The sequence below is a fragment of the Pseudomonas sp. Os17 genome (assembly GCF_001547895.1).
Taxonomy (GTDB): domain Bacteria; phylum Pseudomonadota; class Gammaproteobacteria; order Pseudomonadales; family Pseudomonadaceae; genus Aquipseudomonas.
In genome coordinates, this window is record NZ_AP014627.1 from 1,322,439 (window position 1) to 1,344,766 (window position 22,328).

Sequence of the window (22,328 nt, forward strand, 5' to 3'; positions counted from 1 at the left end):
TTTTCTCACTCAAAGCGGCGGTTCAGACCTGTCAGATGCTCAGGCGGGTCGTTTCGATAGTCGGTTCGTGGCTGACACTCAACTGTTCGACGATCGCATCCTGCAAGCGGCTGCACAGCTGTGGGTCGGAAAGGGGCTGGTTGTGCGCATCGGTAATGAAGAACACGTCTTCCACGCGCTCGCCCAGGGTGGCGATCTTGGCATTCTGCAGCGACAGGTCGAACTCCAGGAAGATCTTGCCGATCCGCGCCAGCAGGCCCGGGCGGTCCGGGGCGCTGAGCTCGAGCACGGTCACCGGACGCTGGGCGTCGTTGTGGATGGTCACCTCGGGCTCGAAGGCAAAGTGCTTGAGCTGGCGCGGCACCCGGCGCTGGATGATGGTCGGGTAGTCGTCGGGGTTGCGCAGGGCGTCGGTCAGGCCCTTGCGGATCTGTTCGACCCGCTGCGGGTTGTTGCCGATCGACTCGCCGTCGTTGTCCAGGACGATGTAGGTGTCGAGGGTGAACTGGCTGCTGGAGGTGATGATGCGTGCGTCATGGATGTTCAGGTTGAGCTGGTCCATGGCGGCCACGGTCACCGCGAAGAAGTCGTGCTGGTCCGGGGCGTAGATGAAGATCTGGGTGCCGCCCTCGAACTCGCGCTGGGTGATTTCCTTGATCAGCACCAACGGGCCGCCGTCCGCCGGCTGCTGGAGGATCGCGTCGCTGTGCCAGGCCACATCGCCGGCGGTGTGGCGCAGGAAGTAGTCGTCGCCCAGTTGCGACCAGAGTTGTTCCACTTCGTCCGGGTCGGTGCCGTTGCGCACCAGGATGTCCAGGGCGGCGCTCTGGGTCTGGCGGATCTGCTCTTCGCGGTCCACCGGGTTTTCCAGGCCGCGGCGCAGGGCGCGCTTGGTTTCGGTGTAGAGCTGGCGCAGCAGGCTGGCGCGCCAGGAGTTCCACAGGGTCGGGTTGGTGGCGTAGATGTCGGCGACCGTGAGTACGTAGAGGTAGTCGAGGCGGGTCTGGTCGACCACGGTCTGGGCGAAGTCGTGGATCACCTGCGGGTCGGACAGGTCCTTGCGCTGGGCGGTGGTGGACATCACCAGGTGGTTCTGCACCAGCCAGACGATCAGCCGGGTGTCCCACAGAGGCAACTGATGGCGCACGCAGAAGGCTTCGGCATCCACCGCGCCGATTTCCGAGTGGTCGCCGTGGCGGCCCTTGCCGATGTCGTGATACAGGCCGGCCAGGTAGATCAGCTCGGGCTTGGGCAGCTTGCCCATGAGCTTGCTGGCCAGGGGGAATTTCTCGGAGATCGGCGTGTACTGCATCTTGCGCAGGTGCTTGATCAGATTCAGCGTGTGGGCGTCCACGGTATAGATGTGGAACAGGTCGTGCTGCATCTGTCCGACGATGAAGCCGAACTCCGGCAGGTAGCGTCCGAGGATGCCGTAGCGGTTCATCCGCCGCAGGTTGCGGTGGATGCCGATCTCGCACTTGAACAGTTCGATGAACAGGCTGGTGTTGCGGATGTCGTGGCGGAAGTCGTCGTCGATCAGGTGCCGGTGTTCGCGCAGCAGGCGGATGGTGTCGGCGCGCACGCCCTTGATCTCCGGGTGCTGGGCCATCAGCACGAAGATCTCCAGCATGGCGAACGGGGTGCGCTTGAACACGTTGTCGTTGATCGCCTCGATATAGCCGTCATGCAGCTGGAAGCGGGCGTTGATCGGCTGCGGCGGGGCTTCGTCCTCGGGGGCGAGGATCACTTCCTCGAAGTGCTGGATGATCAGGTCGCTCAACTGGGCGATGCTCATCACCACCCGGTAGTACTGCTGCATGAAGCTTTCTATCGACTGCTTGACGTCTTCACCGCTGAACCCCAGCAGCTCGGCGATGGAGCGCTGGTGATCCAGCAGCAAACGGTCCTCGGCGCGCCCGGCAAGCATGTGCAGGGCGTAGCGGACCTTCCACAGGAATTCCTGGGAGGAGGCCAGCAGGGCGTTTTCGCTTTCCACCAGGAAGCCTTCGCCGGCCAGGGCTCGCAGGTTCAGGGTGCCGTATTGGCGCCTCGCCACCCAGAGAATGGTCTGGATATCCCGCAGGCCGCCGGGGGAGCCTTTGACGTTGGGCTCCAGGTTGTATTCGGTGTCGTTGTACTTGTGGTGACGGGCCTTCTGTTCGGCGCGCTTGGCCAGGAAGAAGTCCTTGCTCGGCCACATGTGCGCGGTGCTGGTGACGTCCAGCATGCGCTGGCGCAGGTGCTCGGGCCCGGCGATGGTGCGGCTTTCCATCAGGTTGGTGATCACCGTCAGGTCGGCCCGGGCCTCCTCGGCGCACTCGTCCACCGAACGCACGCTTTGTCCGACTTCCAGGCCAATGTCCCAGAGCAGGGTGAGGAAGCGCTCGATGGAGTCGCGAAAGATCTCGTGATCGGCGTTGTCCAGGAGGATCAGCAGATCGATGTCGGAGTAGGGGTGAAGCTCGCCGCGGCCGTAGCCGCCGACCGCCACCAGGGTGATGTCGGCCTCGGTGCTCCAGTTGAACTGGTCCCAGGCCTTTTGCAGGATGTTATCGATGAACCAGGCGCGGTCCTCGATCAGCCGGCGGATTTCCCGTCCGCTGCGAAAGCGGTTGTCGAGCACTTCCCGTGCCTGGCGGATGGCTTTCTTGAAGGCGGCGATGGGGCTGGCCTTCAGTGCCAGTTCCGCCTGGAACTGGCCACGGTCGAAGAGTTCGGGATCCACCTGCGGCATCGATTGGCTTTCCTTTCTATCTATAAGGTCGGGACGCGGCGTTGTGGATCAGGCAGATACCCGGGGGATGGTGTCATCGCTGCGCAGGGTGAAGATTTCGTAGCCGGTCTCGGTAACCAGCAGGGTGTGTTCCCACTGCGCCGAGAGCTTGCGGTCCTTGGTAATGGCGGTCCAGCCATCGCCCAGCACCTTGGTGTCGGCCTTGCCCTGGTTGATCATCGGCTCGATGGTGAAGGTCATGCCGGCCTTGAGTTCCATGCCGGTGCCGGCGCGGCCGTAGTGCAGGATCTGCGGCTCTTCGTGGAATACCTTGCCGATGCCGTGGCCGCAGAATTCGCGCACGACCGAGAAGCCGTTCTTTTCCGCGTGCTTCTGGATCACTTCGCCGATGTCGCCCAGGCGGCAGCCCGGCTTCACCAGTTCGATGGCCTTGTACATGCATTCCTGGGTGATCTGCGACAGGCGCTCGGCCCAGACCGGCACATTGCCGACGTGGAACATGCGGCTGGTGTCGCCGTGGTAGCCGTCCTTGATGACGGTCACGTCGATGTTCAGGGTGTCGCCATCCTTCAGCGGCTTCTCGTTGGGGATGCCGTGGCACACCACGTGGTTGATCGAGGTGCAGATGGACTTGGGAAAGCCCTTGTAGTTCAGCGGGGCCGGGATGGCGCCCTGCACGTTGACGATGTAGTCGTGGCAGATGCGGTCCAGTTCTTCGGTGGTGACCCCGGGTTTGACATGCTCGGCAATCATTTCCAGCACTTCGGCGGCCAGTTTGCCGGCGACACGCATTTTGGCGATGTCCTCGGGAGTTTTGAGGGTGACGGTCATACAGGCTCTCTTGACGCTCAGTGGCGCGATATACACGGAATGGCTTGAAAACCTGCCCCGGCAAGGCTGGCGCCGGGGTGGAAGCAGGAAGGTTTTCGGAAGCCGCAAAGGAGCGATTCTAACAGACGCTCAGCGCAAATCTGAGGTTCTGCTGGCGCTTGTCTCCATACAATGGTGCATTCTGGGCCGATTCCAGCAACAGGGCAAAAACTCCAAGGATCGGCGGATGTGAATCTGGGTTCCGTTTTGCCCCTCGCTGTGGTATAAAATGCGCCGCTTTCCGGGGATGCCCCGAAAAGCCCAAACCCACACACGTGTCGACACGATGACCTGGGTGCCCTCAGCGCAGGCTGTTGGTTGGTCATTGGGATACGTGGAGGCCTAACCCGACTTATTAAGGAACTATCATGTCCCAAGTCAACATGCGCGATATGCTGAAGGCCGGTGTGCACTTCGGTCACCAAACCCGTTACTGGAATCCGAAAATGGGCAAGTACATTTTCGGCGCGCGCAACAAGATTCACATCATCAACCTTGAAAAAACCCTGCCAATGTTCAACGAAGCTCTGACTTTCGTAGAGCGTCTGGCCCAGGGCAAAAACAAGATTCTGTTCGTCGGCACCAAGCGTTCCGCTGGCAAGATCGTTGCTGAAGAAGCAGCACGTTGCGGTTCGCCGTACGTCGATCACCGCTGGTTGGGCGGCATGCTGACCAACTACAAAACCATCCGTGCTTCCATCAAGCGTCTGCGTGACCTTGAAGTGCAGGCAGAAGACGGCACTTTCGCCAAGCTGACCAAGAAAGAGGCGCTGATGCGCACTCGCGATCTGGAAAAGCTGGATCGTTCCCTGGGTGGTATCAAGGACATGGGCGGCCTGCCTGACGCACTGTTCGTGATTGACGTTGATCACGAGCGCATCGCGATCACCGAAGCCAACAAGCTGGGCATCCCGGTCATCGGCGTTGTCGATACCAACAGCAGCCCGGAAGGCGTTGACTACATCATCCCAGGCAACGATGACGCCATTCGCGCCATCCAGCTGTACATGGGTTCGATGGCTGACGCTGTGATCCGTGGTCGCAACAACGTTGCTGGCGGCACCGAAGTGTTCGAAGAAGCTGCAGCACCGGCGGCTGAAGCCTGAGTAACTGACGCTTAGCGTTTACTCAGTACGCAAAAAGGGGGCTTGGCCCCCTTTTTGCCAACTCGAAAATCATTTCGTCGTCGCGCCCCGACAGATTCTGTAATCCGGGGCTGTTATGAAGTGAGTTCGGGGCAGCGCCCAAGAATTGAACGCCCGTTCGATCGGGTGGAATGGTTGAAAACCTATCCAAGAGGATTTTGAAAATGGCAGAGATTACTGCAGCGTTGGTCAAAGAACTGCGCGAGCGTACCGGCGAAGGCATGATGGATTGCAAAAAGGCCTTGACCAAGGCCGGCGGCGACATCGAAAAAGCCATTGATGACATGCGTGCTTCCGGCGCCATCAAGGCTGCCAAGAAAGCAGGCAACGTGGCTGCTGAAGGCGCTATCGCCATCAAGGACGACGGTAAAGCCGCTGTCCTGCTGGAAGTGAACTCGCAGACCGACTTCCTGGCTCTGCAGGACGACTTCAAGGCATTCGTTGCTGCCAGCGTTGAAAAAGCGTTCGCTGACAAACTGACCGACGCCGCTCCGCTGATCGAAGCTCAAGAAGCCGACCGTCTGATCCTGGTGGGCAAGACCGGCGAGAACGTCAACATCCGTCGTCTGGCTCGCGTTGAAGGTGACGTGGTCGGTACTTACCTGCACGGTAACAAGATCGGTGTTGCGGTTGTCCTGAAGGGCGGTTCCGTTGACCTGGCCAAGGACATCGCCATGCACGTAGCGGCAAGCAACCCTGAGTTCCTGCTGCCTTCGCAAGTTTCCGCCGAAGCCATCGAGCGTGAAAAGGGCGTGTTCCTGCAGTTGAACGAAGACAAGATGAAAGGCAAGCCTGCCGAAATCGTCGAGAAGATGATCGCTGGCCGTATCAGCAAGTTCCTGGCTGAAGCCAGCCTGGTTGAGCAAGCCTTCGTCAAGGATCCAGAAATCACCGTAGGTGCTCTGGCCAAGAAAGGCGGCGCTGAAATCGTTTCCTTCACTCGTTTCGCCGTAGGCGAAGGCATCGAGAAGAAAGAAGACAACTTCGCTGAAGAAGTAGCTGCACAACTGGCTGCTGCCAAGCAACAGTAAGACGGTTTTTCAACTGTCGCCCAGAAGAGGCTGCCCGCTCACGCGCGCAGCCTCTTTTCAAATGGGCAGGGCAATTTTGTTGTGTGACCTCGGAACCGGTTTACAAAGTCGTGTTCTGATGGCGCTGTGACAGCGTCAAGCTAGAGTGAACGCAGGCTGAAAACAGCCCGCAAAGAATTTTTAAAATACGCCGCAGGAGAGATTCGCAATGGCTCAGCAGGGCAGTGGTTATCAAGCTCGCTATAAACGCATTCTACTCAAGCTTAGCGGCGAGGCCCTGATGGGCTCGGAAGAGTTCGGGATCGACCCCAAGGTGCTGGATCGCATGGCGCTGGAAGTCGGCCAACTGGTCGGCATCGGCGTCCAGGTAGGCCTGGTAATCGGTGGTGGCAACCTGTTCCGTGGCGCCGCATTGAGCGCAGCCGGGATGGATCGGGTCACGGGCGACCACATGGGCATGCTGGCCACTGTGATGAACGCCCTGGCCATGCGCGACGCGCTGGAACGTGCGAATATCTCGGCCATCGTGATGTCCGCCATTTCCATGGTGGGCGTGACCGATCACTATGACCGTCGCAAGGCCATGCGCCACCTGAACTCCAAAGAGGTGGTGATTTTCGCGGCCGGCACCGGCAACCCGTTCTTCACTACCGACTCCGCAGCCTGCCTGCGCGCCATCGAGATCGATGCCGATGTCGTGCTCAAGGCAACCAAGGTCGACGGTGTTTACACTGCAGACCCGTTCAAGGACCCGCATGCCGAGAAGTTCGATCATCTGACTTACGATGAAGTGCTGGATCGCAAGCTGGGAGTGATGGACCTGACGGCCATCTGCCTGTGCCGCGACCACAAGATGCCGCTGCGGGTATTCAACATGAACAAGCCCGGCGCCCTGCTGAATATCGTGCATGGTGGCGCTGAAGGAACCCTGATCGAGGAAGGCGAACAATGATCAACGAAATCAAGAAAGACGCCCAGGAGCGCATGAAAAAGTCCCTGGAATCGCTGGCGCATGCATTCGGCCAGATCCGTACCGGCAAGGCCCACCCGAGTATCCTGGGCAGCGTGATGGTGCCTTACTACGGTACCGACACGCCGTTGAGCGGCGTTGCCAACGTTACCGTGAAGGATTCCCAGACCCTGCAGGTCGTGCCATTCGAGCGCAACATGCTCGGCGCCATCGACAAGGCCATTGGCAGTGCCGGTCTCAACCTCAACCCGACCAACCTGGGCGAGCTGCTGCTGATCAAGATGGCGCCGCTGACCGAGGAAACCCGCAAAGGCTTCACCAAGCAGGCGCGCGCCGCGGCCGAAGATGCACGGGTTGCCGTGCGCAACATCCGTCGCGACGCCCTGGGCGAGTTGAAGAAACTGACCAAGGACAAGGAAATCAGCGAAGACGAAGAGCGTCGTGGCAGCGCCGAAATCGACAAGCTGATCAAGGACTTTGAAGCTCAGATCGCCAAGGCGACTGAGGAAAAAGAAAAGGACTTGATGGCCGTTTAAGGGTCAGGCGTTTTCATGGAAAAGACCAAGCAGTCCGTGTTGTCCTCGGTGCCGCGCCATGTCGCGATCATCATGGACGGAAATAACCGCTGGGCAAAAAAAACGCTTTATGCCGGGTGTTGCCGGGCATAAAGCGGGTGTCGATGCGGTGCGTGCGGTGATCGAGGTGTGCGCTGAGGCCAAGGTCGAGGTGCTGACCCTGTTTGCCTTTTCCAGTGAAAACTGGCAGCGCCCGGCTGATGAGGTCAGCGCCTTGATGGACCTGTTCTTCAAGGCGTTGCGTCGTGAGGCCAAGCGCCTCAACGAGAACAACATCAGCTTGCGGATCATTGGCGATCGTTCGCGCTTCCATCCCGAGCTGCAGGCGGCAATGCGCGAGGCGGAAGCCATTACGGCCGGTCCCGATCGTTTCATCCTGCAGATTGCCGCCAACTATGGCGGGCAGTGGGACATCGCTCAGGCTGCCCAGCGCCTGGCGCGTGAGGTTCAGGCCGGTCATCTGCGCCCCGAGGACATCACGCCGGGTCTGTTGCAAACCTGCCTGGCAACCGGCGATCTGCCGTTGCCGGATTTGTGCATCCGTACCGGTGGCGAGCATCGCATCAGTAACTTCCTGTTGTGGCAACTGGCCTATGCCGAGTTGTATTTCTCCGACCTGTTCTGGCCGGACTTCAAACACGAAGCCATGCGCAATGCGCTGGCCGATTACGCATCTCGCCAGCGGCGCTTCGGTAAGACGAGCGAGCAGGTCGAGGCTGGAGCCCGGGTTTAATGCTTAAACAACGAATCATTACGGCACTGATCCTGCTGCCGATCGCTTTGTGCGGGTTTTTCCTGCTGGAAGGTTCGGGGTTTGCCCTGTTCATCGGTCTGGTGGTGAGCCTGGGAGCCTGGGAGTGGGCGCGCCTGGCCGGTTTCGAGGCGCAGCCGGCTCGGGTCGCCTTCGCCTTGGTGGTGGCGGCGATGTTGCTGCTCATGCACCTGGTGCCGGGCGTTGCTCCTTGGGTGCTGGGCGCTGCAGTGCTGTGGTGGGCGTTGGCGACCTTCCTGGTGCTGACTTATCCACGTACCAGCGAGCACTGGTCGGGCGTCGCGCCCAAGCTGCTGATCGGTCTGTTGATCCTGTTGCCGGCCTGGCAGGGCCTGGTGTTCATCAAGCAGCTGCCACTGGGCAACTGGTTGATCATGTCGGTCATGGTGCTGGTGTGGGGCGCGGATATTGGCGCCTATTTCTCCGGCAAGGCTTTCGGCAAGCGCAAGCTGGCGCCTCAGGTCAGTCCTGGCAAGAGCTGGGAAGGTGTGTATGGCGGCCTGGCCTTGAGCCTGGTGATTACCGCGGTGGTCGGGCTGGTGCGTGACTGGAGTGCCGGGCAGATCCTGCTGGGGTTGCTGGGGGCGGCCATCGTGGTGTTTATTTCCGTGGTCGGTGATCTGACCGAGAGCATGTTCAAGCGTCAGTCGGGCATCAAGGACAGCAGCAACCTGTTGCCGGGCCATGGTGGCGTGCTCGATCGGATCGACAGCCTGACGGCGGCTATCCCGGTGTTTGCGGTACTGCTGTGGATGGCCGGACTGTGAGTGCTGTCCAGCAGGTAACGGTTCTGGGGGCTACGGGCTCCATAGGGCTGAGTACCTTGGACGTTATTGCCCGTCATCCGGATCGCTACCAGGTGTTTGCCCTCACCGGGTTCAGTCGCCTGGCCGAGTTGCTGGCATTGTGCATTCGCCACGTGCCGCGCTTTGCGGTGGTGCCGGAGGCGGCTGCCGCCAGTCGTTTGCAGGAAGAGCTGCGGGCTGCCGGTCTCTCGACCCGGGTTCTGGTGGGTGAGCAAGGTTTGTGTGACGTCGCGTCGGCGCCTGAGGTCGATGCGGTGATGGCGGCGATTGTCGGGGCGGCCGGTTTGCGTCCGACCCTGGCAGCCGTTGAGGCCGGCAAGAAAATTCTGCTGGCCAACAAGGAAGCATTGGTGATGTCCGGCGCGCTGTTCATGCAGGCGGTGGGCAAGAGTGGTTCGGTGCTGCTGCCCATCGACAGCGAGCACAATGCAATCTTCCAGTGCATGCCTGCCGACTTCTCCCGGGGGTTGGGGGCAATCGGGGTGCGACGGATTCTGCTGACAGCCTCGGGTGGTCCGTTCCGTCAGACGCCGCTGGCCGAGCTTGAGCGTGTCTCGCCCGAGCAGGCTTGTGCCCATCCGAACTGGTCCATGGGACGCAAGATCTCCGTGGACTCGGCGAGCATGATGAACAAGGGCCTGGAGCTGATCGAGGCCTGTTGGTTGTTCGATGCCAGGCCTTCACAGGTTGAAGTGGTGGTGCATCCCCAGAGCGTGATTCACTCCCTGGTGGATTATGTCGACGGTTCGGTGCTGGCGCAGTTGGGTAATCCCGATATGCGCACGCCGATCGCCAATGCCCTGGCCTGGCCGGAGCGTATCGACTCTGGTGTTGCGCCGCTGGATCTGTTTGCGATTGCCCGCCTGGACTTCGAAGCACCCGACGAGCAGCGGTTTCCTTGCCTGCGGCTGGCGCGTCAGGCTGCCGAGGCGGGTGGCAGTGCGCCGGCGATGCTCAATGCGGCCAACGAAGTGGCGGTTTCGGCGTTTCTCGAACGGCGCATCCGTTACCCGGAAATCGCGAGTATCATCGACGAAGTTTTAGTCCGTGAACCTGTGGTCGCAGTCAATGAACTCGATGCGGTGTTTGCGGCGGACGCCAAGGCCCGGAGCCTGGCGGAACAATGGTTGCAGCGTAACGGGCGATAGGATGCGCGACCGCGCGAGTGGCGGCGAACAGGATTGCGGAGAAAGTAGATGAGCGCGCTCTATATGATTGTCGGCACCCTGGTAGCCCTGGGTGTGCTGGTCACCTTCCACGAATTCGGCCACTTCTGGGTCGCCCGCCGCTGTGGCGTCAAGGTGCTGCGCTTCTCCGTAGGCTTCGGCATGCCGCTGCTGCGCTGGCACGATCGTCGCGGCACTGAGTTCGTGATCGCCGCCATTCCGCTGGGCGGCTACGTGAAAATGCTCGATGAGCGTGAAGGCGAAGTGGCCGTCGAGGAGCTGGATCAATCCTTCAATCGCAAGTCGGTTCGCCAGCGCATTGCCATTGTTGCCGCGGGGCCGATTGCCAACTTCCTCCTGGCGCTGGTGTTCTTCTGGGGTCTGGCGATGCTGGGCAGCCAGCAGGTGCGGCCGGTTATCGGTGATGTGGAGGCGGGCAGTATTGCGGCGCAGGCGGGCCTTGCTGCCGGTCAGGAAATCGTCGCCATCGACGGTGAGCCGACCACTGGCTGGGCAGCGGTCAACCTGCAGCTGGTGCGTCGTTTGGGTGAAAGTGGCGCGCTGCAGGTGTTGGTGCGCGAGCAGGGCGCGACTGTGGAGTCGCCCCGTCAGCTGGTACTGGACAAGTGGCTCAAGGGGGCTGATGAGCCGGACCCTATCCGCTCCCTGGGGGTTCGCCCATGGCGGCCGGCCTTGCCGCCGGTGTTGGCCGAGCTGGACCCGAAAGGCCCGGCCCAGACGGCTGGCCTGAAAAGCGGTGATCGCCTGTTGGCCCTTGATGGGCAGCCGCTCAATGACTGGCAGCAGGTGGTCGATCGGGTGCGGATGCACCCTGGCAGCAAGATTGTGCTGCAGGTGGAGCGCGATGGCGCTCAGGTCGAGATCCCGGTGACTTTGGCCAGTCGCGGTGAAAGCAAGGCGCCCAGCGGTTATCTTGGGGCCGGGGTGAAGGCGGTAGACTGGCCGCCGGAGATGCTCCGCGAGGTCAGTTATGGTCCGCTGGAGGCCATTGGCGAAGGGGCCCGGCGGACCTGGACCATGAGCGTCCTGACCCTGGAATCACTGAAGAAAATGTTGTTCGGCGAGCTCTCGGTAAAAAACTTGAGTGGACCGATAACCATTGCTAAAGTGGCGGGCGCTTCTGCCCAGTCGGGCATTGCTGATTTCTTGAATTTCCTTGCTTATCTGAGTATTAGCCTGGGTGTTCTGAATTTGTTGCCCATCCCGGTACTGGATGGGGGGCATTTGTTGTTCTATCTGATCGAGTGGGCGCGTGGTCGTCCCTTGTCGGATCGGGTGCAAGGTTGGGGGATACAGATCGGTATCAGCTTGGTGGTCGGAGTCATGCTGCTTGCTCTGGTCAACGATCTGGGTCGTCTGTAACGCTTCGCTGAATTGCGAATCTGCCGCATTTTGCGGCAGTTTGTTTATTGCCAGTTGGAATAAGAAAGGACTTCATGAAACGTCTGCTGCTAACTGCGGTTCTCACCGTATTGATGATCGCCGAAGTTCACGCCGAGTCCTTCACTATCTCCGATATCCGCGTCAACGGCCTTCAGCGCGTTTCCGCGGGTAGCGTCTTTGGTGCCTTGCCGTTGAACGTCGGCGAGCAGGCGGACGACCGTCGCCTGGTGGAATCCACTCGTGCGCTGTTCAAAACCGGTTTCTTTCAAGACATCCAGCTGGGCCGCGATGGCAACGTCCTGGTCATTACGGTAGTCGAGCGGCCGTCGGTTGCCAGTATCGAGATCGAAGGCAACAAGGCGATCTCTACCGAAGACCTGATGAAGGGCCTGAAGCAGTCTGGCCTGGCCGAAGGCGAAATCTTCCAGCGTGCGACTCTCGAAGGCGTGCGTAACGAACTGCAGCGTCAATATGTCGCCCAGGGTCGTTACTCGGCCACCGTTGAGACCGAAGTGGTGCCGCAACCACGCAACCGCGTTGGCCTGAAGGTCAAGATCAACGAAGGTACGGTCGCTGCCATCCAGCACATCAACGTGGTGGGCAACACGGTTTTCCCTGATGAAGACCTGATCGGCCTGTTCGAACTCAAGACCACCAACTGGCTGTCGTTCTTCAAGAACGACGACAAGTACGCCCGTGAAAAGCTGTCCGGTGACCTGGAGCGTCTGCGTTCCTACTACCTCGATCGCGGCTATATCAACATGGATATCGCTTCGACCCAGGTGTCCATCACTCCGGACAAGAAGCACGTCTATATCACTGTCAACGTCAACGAAGGCGAGAAGTACAGCGTTCGTGACGTGAAGCTCAGCGGCGACCTGAAAGTCCCTGAAGACCAGGTCAAGGCGCTGTTGCTGGTGGAGAAGGGCCAGGTGTTCTCGCGCAAGCTGATGACCACCACTTCCGAACTGATCACTCGTCGTCTCGGTAACGAGGGTTACACCTTCGCCAACGTCAACGGCGTGCCTCAGCCGCATGATGAAGATCACACCGTGGACATCACCTTCGTGGTGGACCCGGGCAAGCGTGCCTACGTCAACCGCATCAACTTCCGTGGCAACACCAAGTCCGAGGACGAAGTTCTGCGTCGCGAAATGCGCCAGATGGAAGGTGGCTGGGCTTCGACCTACCTGATCGACCAGTCCAAGACTCGCCTGGAGCGCCTGGGCTTCTTCAAGGAGGTCAACGTCGAGACTCCGGCTGTTCCGGGTGTCGATGACCAGGTTGACGTGAACTACGCGGTGGAAGAACAAGCGTCCGGGTCGATCACCGCCAGCGTCGGTTTCGCCCAGAGTGCCGGTCTGATCCTTGGTGGTTCGATCACTCAGAACAACTTCCTGGGTACTGGTAACAAGGTCAGCATTGGCCTGACCCGCAGTGAATACCAGAGCCGCTACAACTTCGGCTACGTTGACCCCTACTGGACCGCCGATGGCGTGAGCCTGGGCTACAACGCCTTCTATCGCACCACTGACTACAAAGACCTCGACGTCAACGTTGCCAGCTATGCGGTGGACAGCCTGGGTGCCGGTGTCAGCGTGGGTTACCCGATCAGTGAGACTTCGCGTCTGACCTTCGGCCTGACTGCGCAGCAGGACAAGATCAAGACTGGTCAATACACAGTCGATGAGATTTTTAACTTCGTTAATGAACAGGGTAGTAGCTACCTGAACTTCAAAGCATCCGCAGGCTGGTCCGAATCGACTTTGAATAAGGGCGTACTGGCCACCCGAGGTCACTCCCAGAGTTTGGTTTTGGAGACCACTACTCCAGGCAGTGATTTGTCGTTCTTCAAACTTGATTACCGTGGCCAGATGTTCCAGCCGCTGACTGAAAACTACACCATGCGTTTCCATACCGAGCTGGGCTACGGTGATGGCTACGGTTCAACAAATGGTTTGCCGTTCTACGAGAACTACTATGCTGGTGGCTTCAACTCGGTTCGTGGTTTCAAGGACAGCACTTTGGGGCCGCGCAGTACCCCAAGTCGTGGTGCTGCTGTAACTGGTAATGCTGGAACTGTTTATGACACTGATCAGGATCCGCTGCCGTTCGGTGGTAACGTCTTGATCCAGGGTGGTGCCGAACTGTTGTTCCCGCTGCCATTCGTCAAGGATCAGCGTTCCCTGCGGACGTCGGTGTTCTGGGATGTGGGTAACGTGTTCGATTCCAAGTGCTCGAACGTGAAAAATACCAACGGCATTTCTTCCAAGACGCAGTGCAATGACATCAGCCTCAGCAACCTGGCCAGCTCCGTGGGCGTCGGTGTGACCTGGGTTACGGCCCTGGGTCCATTGAGCTTTGCCCTGGCGATGCCAGTGAAGAAACCGAATAACGCTGAGACCCAGGTGTTCCAATTCTCCCTCGGTCAGACTTTCTAATAGCCTGACCCAAGATAACGACAATGGATTTTGTAGGAGTGCATCGTGCGTAAGTTGACTCAATTGGTTCTCCTGGCCTCCGTTCTGGTCGCGAGCCCGGCGTTTGCCGAAATGAAAATTGCCGTTCTGAATTATCAGATGGCACTGCTGGAATCCGACGCGGCGAAGAAGTACGCAGTGGACGCCGAGAAAAAGTTCGGTCCGCAACTGACCAAGCTGAAAACCCTGGAAAGCAGCGCCAAGGGTATCCAGGATCGCCTGGTGGCCGGTGGCGACAAGATGCAGCAGGGCGAGCGTGAACGTCTGGAGCTCGAGTTCAAGCAAAAGGCCCGTGACTTCCAGTTCCAGTCCAAGGAACTGAACGAAGCCAAGGCTGTTGCTGACCGCGAGATGCTCAAGCAACTGAAGCCGAAGCTGGACAGCGCAGTTGAAGAAGTCATCAAGAAAGGCGGTTTCGATCTGGTCTTCGAGCGTGGCGCAGTGATCGATGTCAAACCTCAGTACGACATCACTCGCCAAGTTATCGAGCGCATGAATCAGCTGAAGTAAGCCATGACCGCAATTATAAAACTCGGCCAGTTGGCCGAGTTCCTCGGCGCTACCTTGCGTGGCGACGCGGAGAAGGAAATCACTGGGCTAGCCACCTTGCAGGAGGCTGGCCCAGCTCAGTTGAGCTTTTTGGCAAACCCGCAATATCGCAAGTACTTGGTGGACTGCCAGGCCGGTGCGGTGTTGCTGAAAGCCGCTGATGCCGAGGCCTATGCCGGCGACGCATTGGTGGTGGCCGATCCTTACCTGTCCTACGCCCGAATCTCCCATCTGTTCGACCCCAAGCCCAAGGCCCCGGCCGGCATTCACCCGTCCGCGGTGATTGCTGCTGATGCGCAGGTGGATCCAGCGGCCAGCATCGGCCCGTTTGCGGTGATCGAGAGTGGTGCTCGCATCGGTGCCGGAGTGACCATCGGCGCTCATTGCTTTATCGGTGCCCGCTGCGAGATCGGCGAGGGCGGCTGGCTGGCGCCAAGGGTCACCCTGTACCACGACGTACGCATCGGTAAACGAGTGGTTATCCAGTCGGGCGCGGTGCTGGGGGGCGAAGGCTTCGGCTTTGCCAACGAGAAAGGCATCTGGCAGAAGATCGCGCAGATTGGCGGCGTGACCATAGGTGACGATGTCGAGATTGGCGTCAACACCGCGATCGATCGTGGCGCCCTGGCCGACACCGTCATCGGCAATGGCGTGAAGCTCGATAACCAGATTCAGATCGCCCACAACGTTCAGGTCGGTGATCACACCGCCATGGCCGCTTGTGTGGGGATCTCCGGCAGCACCAAGATCGGCAAGCACTGTATGCTCGCCGGCGGTGTTGGGCTGGTCGGGCACATCGATATTTGTGACAACGTATTCCTCACTGGAATGACCATGGTGACTCACTCGATTACCGAGCCGGGTGCCTACTCTTCCGGTACGGCCATGCAACCTGCTGCCGAGTGGCGCAAGAGCGCGGCACGCATCCGTCAGCTCGATGATCTTGCGCGACGCCTGCGTCAGTTGGAAAAGCGCGTTGGGGGCGTGACCCCTGACGGCAATGCTTCATCAGATGGCTGATACCATTTCCATATCAAGTGTGCACAGCCGCTAGACGGCCTCCTTGATTTGCTAGAGGGGCGTGCGTTAGTCGCGCGCTCCCACTCTTTACTACAGGCTTCCCCCCGAAATGATGGACATCAACGAGATTCGCGAATACCTGCCTCACCGTTACCCTTTCCTGTTGGTGGATCGGGTAGTGGACCTGGATGTTGAGGGCAAGTGCATTCGTGCCTACAAGAATGTCAGCATCAACGAACCGTTCTTCAATGGTCACTTTCCTGCGCATCCGATCATGCCGGGCGTACTGATCATCGAAGCCATGGCTCAGGCTGCGGGCATTCTCGGTTTCAAGATGCTCGACGTGAAGCCAGCCGATGGCACCCTGTATTACTTCGTCGGTTCCGACAAGCTGCGCTTCCGCCAGCCAGTGCTGCCGGGCGACCAGCTGATTCTTGAGGCCAAGTTCATCAGCTGCAAGCGCCAGATCTGGAAGTTCGAGTGTCAGGCCTCGGTCGACGGCAAGCCGGTGTGCTCTGCTGAAATCATCTGTGCGGAACGCAAACTATGAGTTTGATTGACCCTCGCGCAATCATCGATCCGACGGCCATTCTGGCCGACGACGTTGAGGTTGGCCCGTGGTCGATCATCGGCGCTGGTGTGGAAATCGGCGAGGGTACAGTGATCGGGCCCCATGTCATTCTCAAGGGCCCGACCCGGATCGGTAAGCACAACCGCATCTACCAGTTTTCTTCGGTAGGTGAGGACACCCCTGATCTGAAGTACAAAGGCGAGGAAACCCGCCTGGTCATCGGTGACCACAACGTGATCCGCGAAGGCGTGACCATTCACCGTGGCACCGTCCAGGACCGTTCCGAAACCACCCTGGGCGATCACAACCTGATCATGGCCTACGCCCACATCGGTCATGACAGCGTCATTGGCAACCACTGCATCCTGGTCAACAACACAGCGCTGGCCGGCCATGTGCATGTCGACGACTGGGCGATTCTTTCCGGATTCACCCTGGTGCATCAGTACTGCCATATCGGCGCCCACAGCTTCTCCGGCATGGGCACCGCCATCGGCAAGGATGTACCGGCGTTCGTCACGGTGTTCGGCAACCCCGCCGAAGCCCGCAGCATGAATTTTGAAGGGATGCGCCGTCGCGGCTTCAGCGAGGATGCGATCCACGCACTGCGGCGCGCCTACAAGGTGGTTTACCGTCAGGGTCTGACCGTGGATCAAGCCTTGGCCGAACTGGCCGAAGCGGCGGTTGAGTTCCCGGAAGTCGCGGTGTTTCGTGACTCGATCCAGTCTTCGACTCGCGGCATCACCCGTTAATCATGAACACTCTGCGTATTGCGCTGGTGGCTGGCGAAGCCTCCGGCGACATTCTCGGCGCCGGTCTGATGCGAGCCCTCAAGGCTCAGCACCCGGCTGTCGAATTCATTGGCGTCGGCGGTCCGCTGATGCACGCCGAAGGTCTGACCTCCTACTTTCCCATGGAGCGCCTGGCGGTCATGGGCTTGGTCGAGGTGCTTGGGCGACTGCGTGAGTTGCTGGCGCGACGCAAGAAGCTGATCCAGACCCTGATTGCCGAAAAGCCGGATGTATTCATCGGTATCGATGCTCCGGATTTCACCCTGAATATCGAACTCAAGCTGCGTCAGGCCGGGATCAAGACCGTGCATTACGTCAGTCCGTCGGTCTGGGCCTGGCGCCAGAAACGGGTGCTGAAGATTCGCGAAGGGTGCGACCTGATGCTCACGCTGTTTCCCTTCGAGGCCCGGTTCTACGAAGAGAAAGGCGTACCGGTGAAGTTCGTCGGCCACTCTCTGGCCGATGCCATTCCGCTGCAGGCGGACCGAGCGGCGGCGCGTGCCGAACTGGGTCTGCCGGACGGGCCTCTGGTGGCCTTGATGCCCGGCAGTCGTGGCGGTGAAGTGGGGCGCCTGGGGGCCCTGTTCCTGGATGCCGCACAGCGCTTGCGTACCCTGCGTCCCGGCGTGCGCTTCATCATGCCGTGCGCCAGCCCGGAGCGTCGGCTCCAGCTCGAAGAACTGCTGGCCAGTCGTGACCTGCCGCTGACCTTGCTCGATGGCCAGTCCCACAAGGCCCTGGCCGCCTGTGACGCGGTGCTGATCGCTTCTGGCACCGCGACACTCGAAGCCTTGCTCTACAAGCGTCCAATGGTGGTGGCCTACCGTTTGGCGCCGCTGACCTTCTGGATTCTCAAGCGCATGGTCAAGAGTCCGTACATTTCCTTGCCGAACCTGCTGGCCCAGCGCCTGCTGGTGCCGGAGCTGTTGCAGGATGACGCCACCGCCGAAGCCCTCGCGCAGACCTTGTCGCCGTTGATCGAAGGCGGGGAAGAGCAGACCCGCGGTTTTGACGAGATCCACCGAACCTTGCGTCGCGACGCGTCCAACCAGGCCGCGCAAGCGGTACTTGAGCTGATCGGCAAATCACAATGAGTAACGCGAAGATGCAGATGGGCCTGGACTTCACCCTGGTGGCGGATGCCGAGGATCTGGTGGCCGGTGTCGATGAGGTCGGCCGTGGCCCCTTGTGCGGAGCCGTTGTCACTGCGGCGGTGATTCTCGATCCGAAACGGCCGATTCTTGGTCTCAATGATTCGAAGAAACTCACCGAGGCCCGTCGCGAGAAGCTGTTCGACGAAATCTGCGAAAAAGCCTTGAGCTGGTGCATTGCCCGGGCTGAAGTCGAGGAAATCGACGAACTGAATATCCTCCACGCCACCATGCTGGCCATGCAGCGGGCGGTGGAGGGACTGAGCGTGACCCCGAAGCTGGCAATGATCGATGGCAACCGCTGCCCCAAGCTGGCCATGCCCGCCGAAGCGGTGGTCAAGGGCGATAGCAAGGTTCCGGCGATTGCCGCGGCATCGATTCTGGCCAAGGTCAGCCGCGACCGCGAGATGGCTGCCTTTGAGCTGATCTACCCGGGCTACGGTATTGGCGGCCACAAGGGCTATCCGACGCCGGTGCACCTGGAGGCCCTGGCCCGCCTGGGACCGACCCCGATTCACCGGCGCTCCTTCGCCCCGGTGCGACAAGCCTATGAGGCCCTTGAGGCGCGGGGCGAGATTCCGTCCTGAGGCTGATGTTTTAGTCGAGGCCCGGTACAATCCGGGCCTTGTTGTTTTCGCGCTTATTACAGGATCATTATGCCGGCTTCATTCGTTCACCTGCGCCTGCACACTGAGTACTCCCTGGTCGACGGCCTGGTGCGGATCAAACCGCTGGTCAAAGCCCTGACCGGCATGGGCATGCCTGCGGTAGCGGTTACCGACCAGAACAACATGTGTTCCCTGGTCAAGTTCTACAAGGCCAGCATGGGTGCCGGGATCAAGCCGATCTGTGGTGCCGACCTATGGCTGTCGAACAAGGACCCGGACAATGCCCTGAGCCGCATCAGTCTGCTGGTGATGAATGCCGTGGGCTATCGCAATCTCACTGAGCTGATTTCCCGGGGCTTTATCGATGGCCAGCGCAACGGCCAGATCATCATCGAACGCGAATGGGTCGCGGAAGCCGCGGAAGGCCTGATCATGCTCTCGGCGGCCAAGGAGGGGGAGATCGGCATGGCGCTGATCGCCGGTGACCTGGAGGTCGCCGAGACCCTGGCCCGGGAGTGGATGACGGTATTCCCGGACCGTTTCTACCTGGAAGTGCAGCGTACCAACCGGCCCAATGATGAAGAGCAACTGCACGCCGCCGTGGCCCTGGCCGACAAGATTGGCGCGCCGCTGGTGGCCACCAACGATGTGCGCTTTATCAAGCAGGAAGACTTCGAAGCTCACGAGACCCGGGTCTGCATCGGCGAAGGCCGGGCCCTGGACGATCCGCGTCGTTCGAAGAACTACAGCGACCAGCAGTACCTGAAAAGCGCCGAGGAAATGGCCGAGCTGTTCAGCGACCTGCCCGAGGCCCTGGAAAACACGGTCGAGATCGCCAAGCGTTGCAACATCGAGGTCAAGCTGGGCAAGCACTTCTTGCCCGACTACCCGATTCCCGATGGCATGACCATCGATGAGTACTTCCGCAAGGTTTCCTTCGACGGCCTGGAAGAGCGCCTCAGCGTGCTGCTGCCCAGGGACACCACCGAGGACTACGAGGCCAAGCGCCAGGTCTATGTCGATCGCCTGAACTTCGAGCTGGATATCATCATCCAGATGGGGTTCCCCGGTTACTTCCTGATCGTGATGGACTTTATTCAGTGGGCCAAGAACAACGGCGTGCCGGTAGGTCCCGGCCGGGGGTCGGGTGCCGGTTCCCTGGTGGCCTACGTGCAGAAGATCACCGACCTCGACCCGCTGGAATACGACCTGCTGTTCGAACGTTTCCTTAACCCGGAACGGGTATCGATGCCCGACTTCGACGTCGACTTCTGCATGGATGGCCGTGACCGGGTGATCGACTACGTGGCCGAGAAATACGGCCGCAACGCGGTGAGCCAGATCATTACCTTCGGTTCCATGGCGGCCAAGGCGGTGGTCCGCGACGTGGCGCGGGTCCAGGGCAAGTCCTATGGTCTGGCCGACCGTCTGTCGAAGATGATCCCCTTCGAAGTCGGCATGACGCTCGAAAAAGCCTACGAGCAGGAAGAGATCCTGCGGGACTTCATCAAGGTCGATGAAGAGGCGGCGGAAATCTGGGAAATGGCGCGCAAGCTCGAAGGCGTGGTGCGTAACGTCGGCAAGCACGCCGGTGGCGTGGTGATCGCGCCGACCAAGCTCACCGACTTCTCGCCGATCTACTGCGACGAAGAAGGCGGCGGCCTGGTAACCCAGTTCGACAAGGATGACGTCGAGGCGGCCGGTCTGGTGAAGTTCGACTTCCTCGGCCTGCGGACCCTGACCATCATCGATTGGGCGCTGAAAACCATTAACCGCGACCGCGCCAAGGTGGGCGAGGAACCGCTGGATATCGCCTTTATCCCGCTGGACGACAAGCCGACCTACAGCCTGTTGCAGAAAGCTGAAACCACCGCGGTATTCCAGCTTGAATCCCGGGGCATGAAGGAGCTGATCAAGAAGCTCAAGCCCGACTGCCTGGAAGACTTGATCGCACTGGTGGCCCTGTTCCGTCCGGGGCCGCTGCAATCGGGGATGGTGGATGACTTCATCAACCGTAAGCACGGTCGCGCCGAACTGGCCTACCCGCACCCCGACTATCAGTACGAGGGTCTGCGCCCGGTGCTGGCGCCGACCTACGGCATCATCCTATATCAGGAACAGGTGATGCAGATCGCCCAGGTCATGGCCGGTTACACCCTCGGCGGTGCGGACATGCTGCGTCGGGCCATGGGTAAGAAGAAACCCGAGGAAATGGCCAAGCAGCGTGGCGGTTTCATTGAGGGGTGCGCCAGCAACAACATCGACGCCGACCTGGCGGGTAACATCTTCGACCTGGTGGAAAAGTTCGCCGGTTACGGCTTCAACAAATCCCACTCCGCCGCCTACGGCCTGGTGTCCTACCAGACTGCCTGGCTCAAGGCGCACTACCCGGCGCCCTTCATGGCGGCGGTACTGTCTGCGGATATGCACAACACCGACAAGGTCGTGACCTTGATCGAGGAAGTGCGGACCATGAAGCTGCGCCTCGATGCGCCGGATGTGAACACCTCCGAGTTCAAGTTCACGGTGAACGACGAAGGCCGCATCGTTTATGGGCTTGGTGCGATCAAAGGGGTGGGCGAGGGGCCGGTGGAAGCCATCACCGAAGCCCGTGTCGAGGGGCCGTTCAAGGACCTGTTCGATTTCTGTGCCCGGGTCGACCTCAAGCGCATCAACAAGCGGACCCTGGATGGTCTGATTCGCAGTGGCGCCCTGGACCGTCTCGGCCCGCACTTCTTCGATGAGCCCAAGGCTTATCAGGCCAACATCGATCAGAACCGTGCCGTGTTGCTGGCGGCCATGGAAGAGGCGATCAAGGCGGCGGAACAGACCGCCCGGACCCACGACAGTGGTCACGCCGACCTGTTCGGCGGAGTGTTTGTCGAGGAAGACGCGGACGTCTATGCCAACCACCGCAAGGCCAAGGAACTGACCCTCAAGGAGCGCCTGAAGGGCGAGAAAGATACCCTTGGGCTGTACCTGACCGGGCATCCGATCGATGAGTATGAAGGCGAGATCCGTCGTTTCGCCCGTCAGCGCATCATCGATCTGAAGCCGGCCCGGGATACCCAGACGGTGGCGGGGATGATCATTGCCCTGCGGGTGATGAAGAACAAGAAGGGCGACAAGATGGGTTTCATCACCCTCGACGACCGCTCGGGACGGATCGAGGCCTCGTTGTTTGCCGATGCGTTCCATTCGGCGCAATCGCTGTTGCAGACCGATGCCATGGTGGTGGTGGAAGGCGAGGTGAGCAACGACGACTTCTCCGGAGGCTTGCGCTTGCGGGTCAAACGGGTGATGAGCATGGAGGATGCGCGGACCAACCTGGCGGAAAGCCTGCGCCTGAAAGTCCATACCGATGCCCTCAAGGGCGATCAGCTACGCTGGCTGGGTGAGTTGTTCAAGCGCCACCGCGGCGCGTGCCCGATCACCATGGAGTACAGCCGTAACGACGCCAAGGCCCTGCTGCAGTTTGGCGAGAACTGGCGGATCGACCCGGCGGACAGCTTGATTCAAGCCCTGCGTGACCAGTTCGGGCGAGACAACGTCTTCCTCCAATACCGTTGACGGAGAGGCGCCATCATTGCGCCTTGTCGTCACCTGAATTTTTAATCTCGACCTCAACGCGTCCGTCCCTTAAGGTAGGGCGCGAATAGACAACCGGCCGGCCCAAGCCCCCTTG

Annotated in this window: 17 protein-coding genes and 1 pseudogene; 16 read left to right on the plus strand and 2 right to left on the minus strand. The window is 60.2% G+C overall.

Translation table 11 applies throughout. The features are described 5' to 3' along the window. Positions 1–31 precede the first annotated feature (31 nt). A complete protein-coding gene (locus tag POS17_RS05880) occupies positions 32–2,734 on the minus strand; it encodes a [protein-PII] uridylyltransferase (RefSeq protein ID WP_060837760.1) in 2,703 nt (900 codons plus the stop codon). Between the two features lie 48 nt (positions 2,735–2,782). Next, positions 2,783–3,565: a type I methionyl aminopeptidase gene (gene map, locus POS17_RS05885; protein WP_047302039.1), complete on the minus strand. Its 783-nt coding sequence runs from the start codon at positions 3,563–3,565 to the stop codon at positions 2,783–2,785. A gap of 407 nt (positions 3,566–3,972) precedes the next feature. On the opposite strand from map, the gene rpsB reads away from it, so the two are divergent. The 16 genes and pseudogenes from rpsB to dnaE all read left to right on the plus strand — a co-directional run bounded on the left by rpsB (position 3,973) and on the right by dnaE (position 22,213). Next, positions 3,973–4,710 carry a 30S ribosomal protein S2 gene (gene rpsB, locus POS17_RS05890; RefSeq protein WP_011059524.1) on the plus strand — a complete coding sequence of 246 codons (738 nt, stop codon included), beginning with the start codon at positions 3,973–3,975 and terminating at the stop codon, positions 4,708–4,710. 203 nt (positions 4,711–4,913) lie between these two features. Continuing rightward, on the plus strand, positions 4,914–5,780 hold the full coding sequence (tsf, locus tag POS17_RS05895; protein WP_060837761.1) for a translation elongation factor Ts: 867 nt from the start codon (positions 4,914–4,916) through the stop codon (positions 5,778–5,780). Positions 5,781–5,988: 208 nt separating this feature from the next. After that, the gene (pyrH, locus tag POS17_RS05900) at positions 5,989–6,732 is read left to right on the plus strand and encodes a UMP kinase (protein ID WP_011059526.1); all 744 of its coding nucleotides are present in this window, start codon (positions 5,989–5,991) and stop codon (positions 6,730–6,732) included. After that, the gene (gene frr / locus POS17_RS05905) at positions 6,729–7,286 is read left to right on the plus strand and encodes a ribosome recycling factor (RefSeq protein WP_011059527.1); all 558 of its coding nucleotides are present in this window, start codon (positions 6,729–6,731) and stop codon (positions 7,284–7,286) included. Before pyrH ends, frr begins: the two co-directional genes overlap by 4 nt. 15 nt (positions 7,287–7,301) lie before the next feature. Next, positions 7,302–8,058: pseudogene (uppS, locus tag POS17_RS05910) on the plus strand (polyprenyl diphosphate synthase). Then, entirely contained in the window at positions 8,058–8,864 is an 807-nt protein-coding gene (locus POS17_RS05915; protein ID WP_060837762.1) for a phosphatidate cytidylyltransferase, read from the plus strand. Before uppS ends, POS17_RS05915 begins: the two are co-directional and overlap by 1 nt. After that, positions 8,861–10,051 (plus strand): 1-deoxy-D-xylulose-5-phosphate reductoisomerase, encoded by a 1,191-nt coding sequence (ispC, locus tag POS17_RS05920; RefSeq protein ID WP_060837763.1) that lies wholly within the window; start codon positions 8,861–8,863, stop codon positions 10,049–10,051. Before POS17_RS05915 ends, ispC begins: the two co-directional genes overlap by 4 nt. Positions 10,052–10,099: 48 nt before the next feature. After that, on the plus strand, positions 10,100–11,452 hold the full coding sequence (gene rseP, locus POS17_RS05925) for a sigma E protease regulator RseP (RefSeq protein ID WP_060837764.1): 1,353 nt from the start codon (positions 10,100–10,102) through the stop codon (positions 11,450–11,452). 74 nt (positions 11,453–11,526) lie between these two features. After that, a complete protein-coding gene (gene bamA / locus POS17_RS05930; protein ID WP_060837765.1) occupies positions 11,527–13,914 on the plus strand; it encodes an outer membrane protein assembly factor BamA in 2,388 nt (795 codons plus the stop codon). A 45-nt stretch (positions 13,915–13,959) separates the two neighbouring features. Then, positions 13,960–14,463: an OmpH family outer membrane protein gene (locus POS17_RS05935; RefSeq protein WP_016964695.1), complete on the plus strand. Its 504-nt coding sequence runs from the start codon at positions 13,960–13,962 to the stop codon at positions 14,461–14,463. Positions 14,464–14,466: 3 nt separating this feature from the next. Continuing rightward, positions 14,467–15,522: a UDP-3-O-(3-hydroxymyristoyl)glucosamine N-acyltransferase gene (lpxD, locus tag POS17_RS05940; protein ID WP_060837766.1), complete on the plus strand. Its 1,056-nt coding sequence runs from the start codon at positions 14,467–14,469 to the stop codon at positions 15,520–15,522. A 109-nt stretch (positions 15,523–15,631) separates the two neighbouring features. Continuing rightward, the gene (gene fabZ / locus POS17_RS05945) at positions 15,632–16,072 is read left to right on the plus strand and encodes a 3-hydroxyacyl-ACP dehydratase FabZ (RefSeq protein WP_007924058.1); all 441 of its coding nucleotides are present in this window, start codon (positions 15,632–15,634) and stop codon (positions 16,070–16,072) included. Beyond that, complete coding sequence (gene lpxA / locus POS17_RS05950) at positions 16,069–16,845, plus strand: acyl-ACP--UDP-N-acetylglucosamine O-acyltransferase (protein ID WP_060837767.1); 777 nt, start codon at positions 16,069–16,071, stop codon at positions 16,843–16,845. The genes fabZ and lpxA overlap by 4 nt, the downstream gene beginning before the upstream one ends. A 2-nt stretch (positions 16,846–16,847) precedes the next feature. Then, positions 16,848–17,978, plus strand: coding sequence for a lipid-A-disaccharide synthase (gene lpxB, locus POS17_RS05955; RefSeq protein WP_060837768.1), 1,131 nt, complete (start codon positions 16,848–16,850; stop codon positions 17,976–17,978). Between the two features lie 11 nt (positions 17,979–17,989). Further along, positions 17,990–18,622, plus strand: coding sequence for a ribonuclease HII (gene rnhB / locus POS17_RS05960; protein ID WP_060837769.1), 633 nt, complete (start codon positions 17,990–17,992; stop codon positions 18,620–18,622). Positions 18,623–18,691: 69 nt separating this feature from the next. Then, positions 18,692–22,213: a DNA polymerase III subunit alpha gene (gene dnaE / locus POS17_RS05965; RefSeq protein ID WP_060837770.1), complete on the plus strand. Its 3,522-nt coding sequence runs from the start codon at positions 18,692–18,694 to the stop codon at positions 22,211–22,213. Positions 22,214–22,328: the final 115 nt, after the last annotated feature.

Bases quoted from the DNA above. Each gene is read 5' to 3' on its own strand.
- rseP (WP_060837764.1), top strand. From the start codon at position 10,100: ATGAGCGCGCTCTATATGATTGTCGGCACCCTGGTAGCCCTGGGTGTG.
- rnhB (WP_060837769.1), top strand. From the start codon at position 17,990: ATGCAGATGGGCCTGGACTTCACCCTGGTGGCGGATGCCGAGGATCTG.
- frr (WP_011059527.1), top strand. From the start codon at position 6,729: ATGATCAACGAAATCAAGAAAGACGCCCAGGAGCGCATGAAAAAGTCC.
- map (WP_047302039.1), bottom strand. From the start codon at position 3,565: ATGACCGTCACCCTCAAAACTCCCGAGGACATCGCCAAAATGCGTGTC.
- POS17_RS05880 (WP_060837760.1), bottom strand. From the start codon at position 2,734: ATGCCGCAGGTGGATCCCGAACTCTTCGACCGTGGCCAGTTCCAGGCG.
- fabZ (WP_007924058.1), top strand. From the start codon at position 15,632: ATGATGGACATCAACGAGATTCGCGAATACCTGCCTCACCGTTACCCT.
- lpxA (WP_060837767.1), top strand. From the start codon at position 16,069: ATGAGTTTGATTGACCCTCGCGCAATCATCGATCCGACGGCCATTCTG.
- lpxD (WP_060837766.1), top strand. From the start codon at position 14,467: ATGACCGCAATTATAAAACTCGGCCAGTTGGCCGAGTTCCTCGGCGCT.
- POS17_RS05915 (WP_060837762.1), top strand. From the start codon at position 8,058: ATGCTTAAACAACGAATCATTACGGCACTGATCCTGCTGCCGATCGCT.
- dnaE (WP_060837770.1), top strand. From the start codon at position 18,692: ATGCCGGCTTCATTCGTTCACCTGCGCCTGCACACTGAGTACTCCCTG.
- rpsB (WP_011059524.1), top strand. From the start codon at position 3,973: ATGTCCCAAGTCAACATGCGCGATATGCTGAAGGCCGGTGTGCACTTC.
- lpxB (WP_060837768.1), top strand. From the start codon at position 16,848: ATGAACACTCTGCGTATTGCGCTGGTGGCTGGCGAAGCCTCCGGCGAC.
- pyrH (WP_011059526.1), top strand. From the start codon at position 5,989: ATGGCTCAGCAGGGCAGTGGTTATCAAGCTCGCTATAAACGCATTCTA.
- bamA (WP_060837765.1), top strand. From the start codon at position 11,527: ATGAAACGTCTGCTGCTAACTGCGGTTCTCACCGTATTGATGATCGCC.
- tsf (WP_060837761.1), top strand. From the start codon at position 4,914: ATGGCAGAGATTACTGCAGCGTTGGTCAAAGAACTGCGCGAGCGTACC.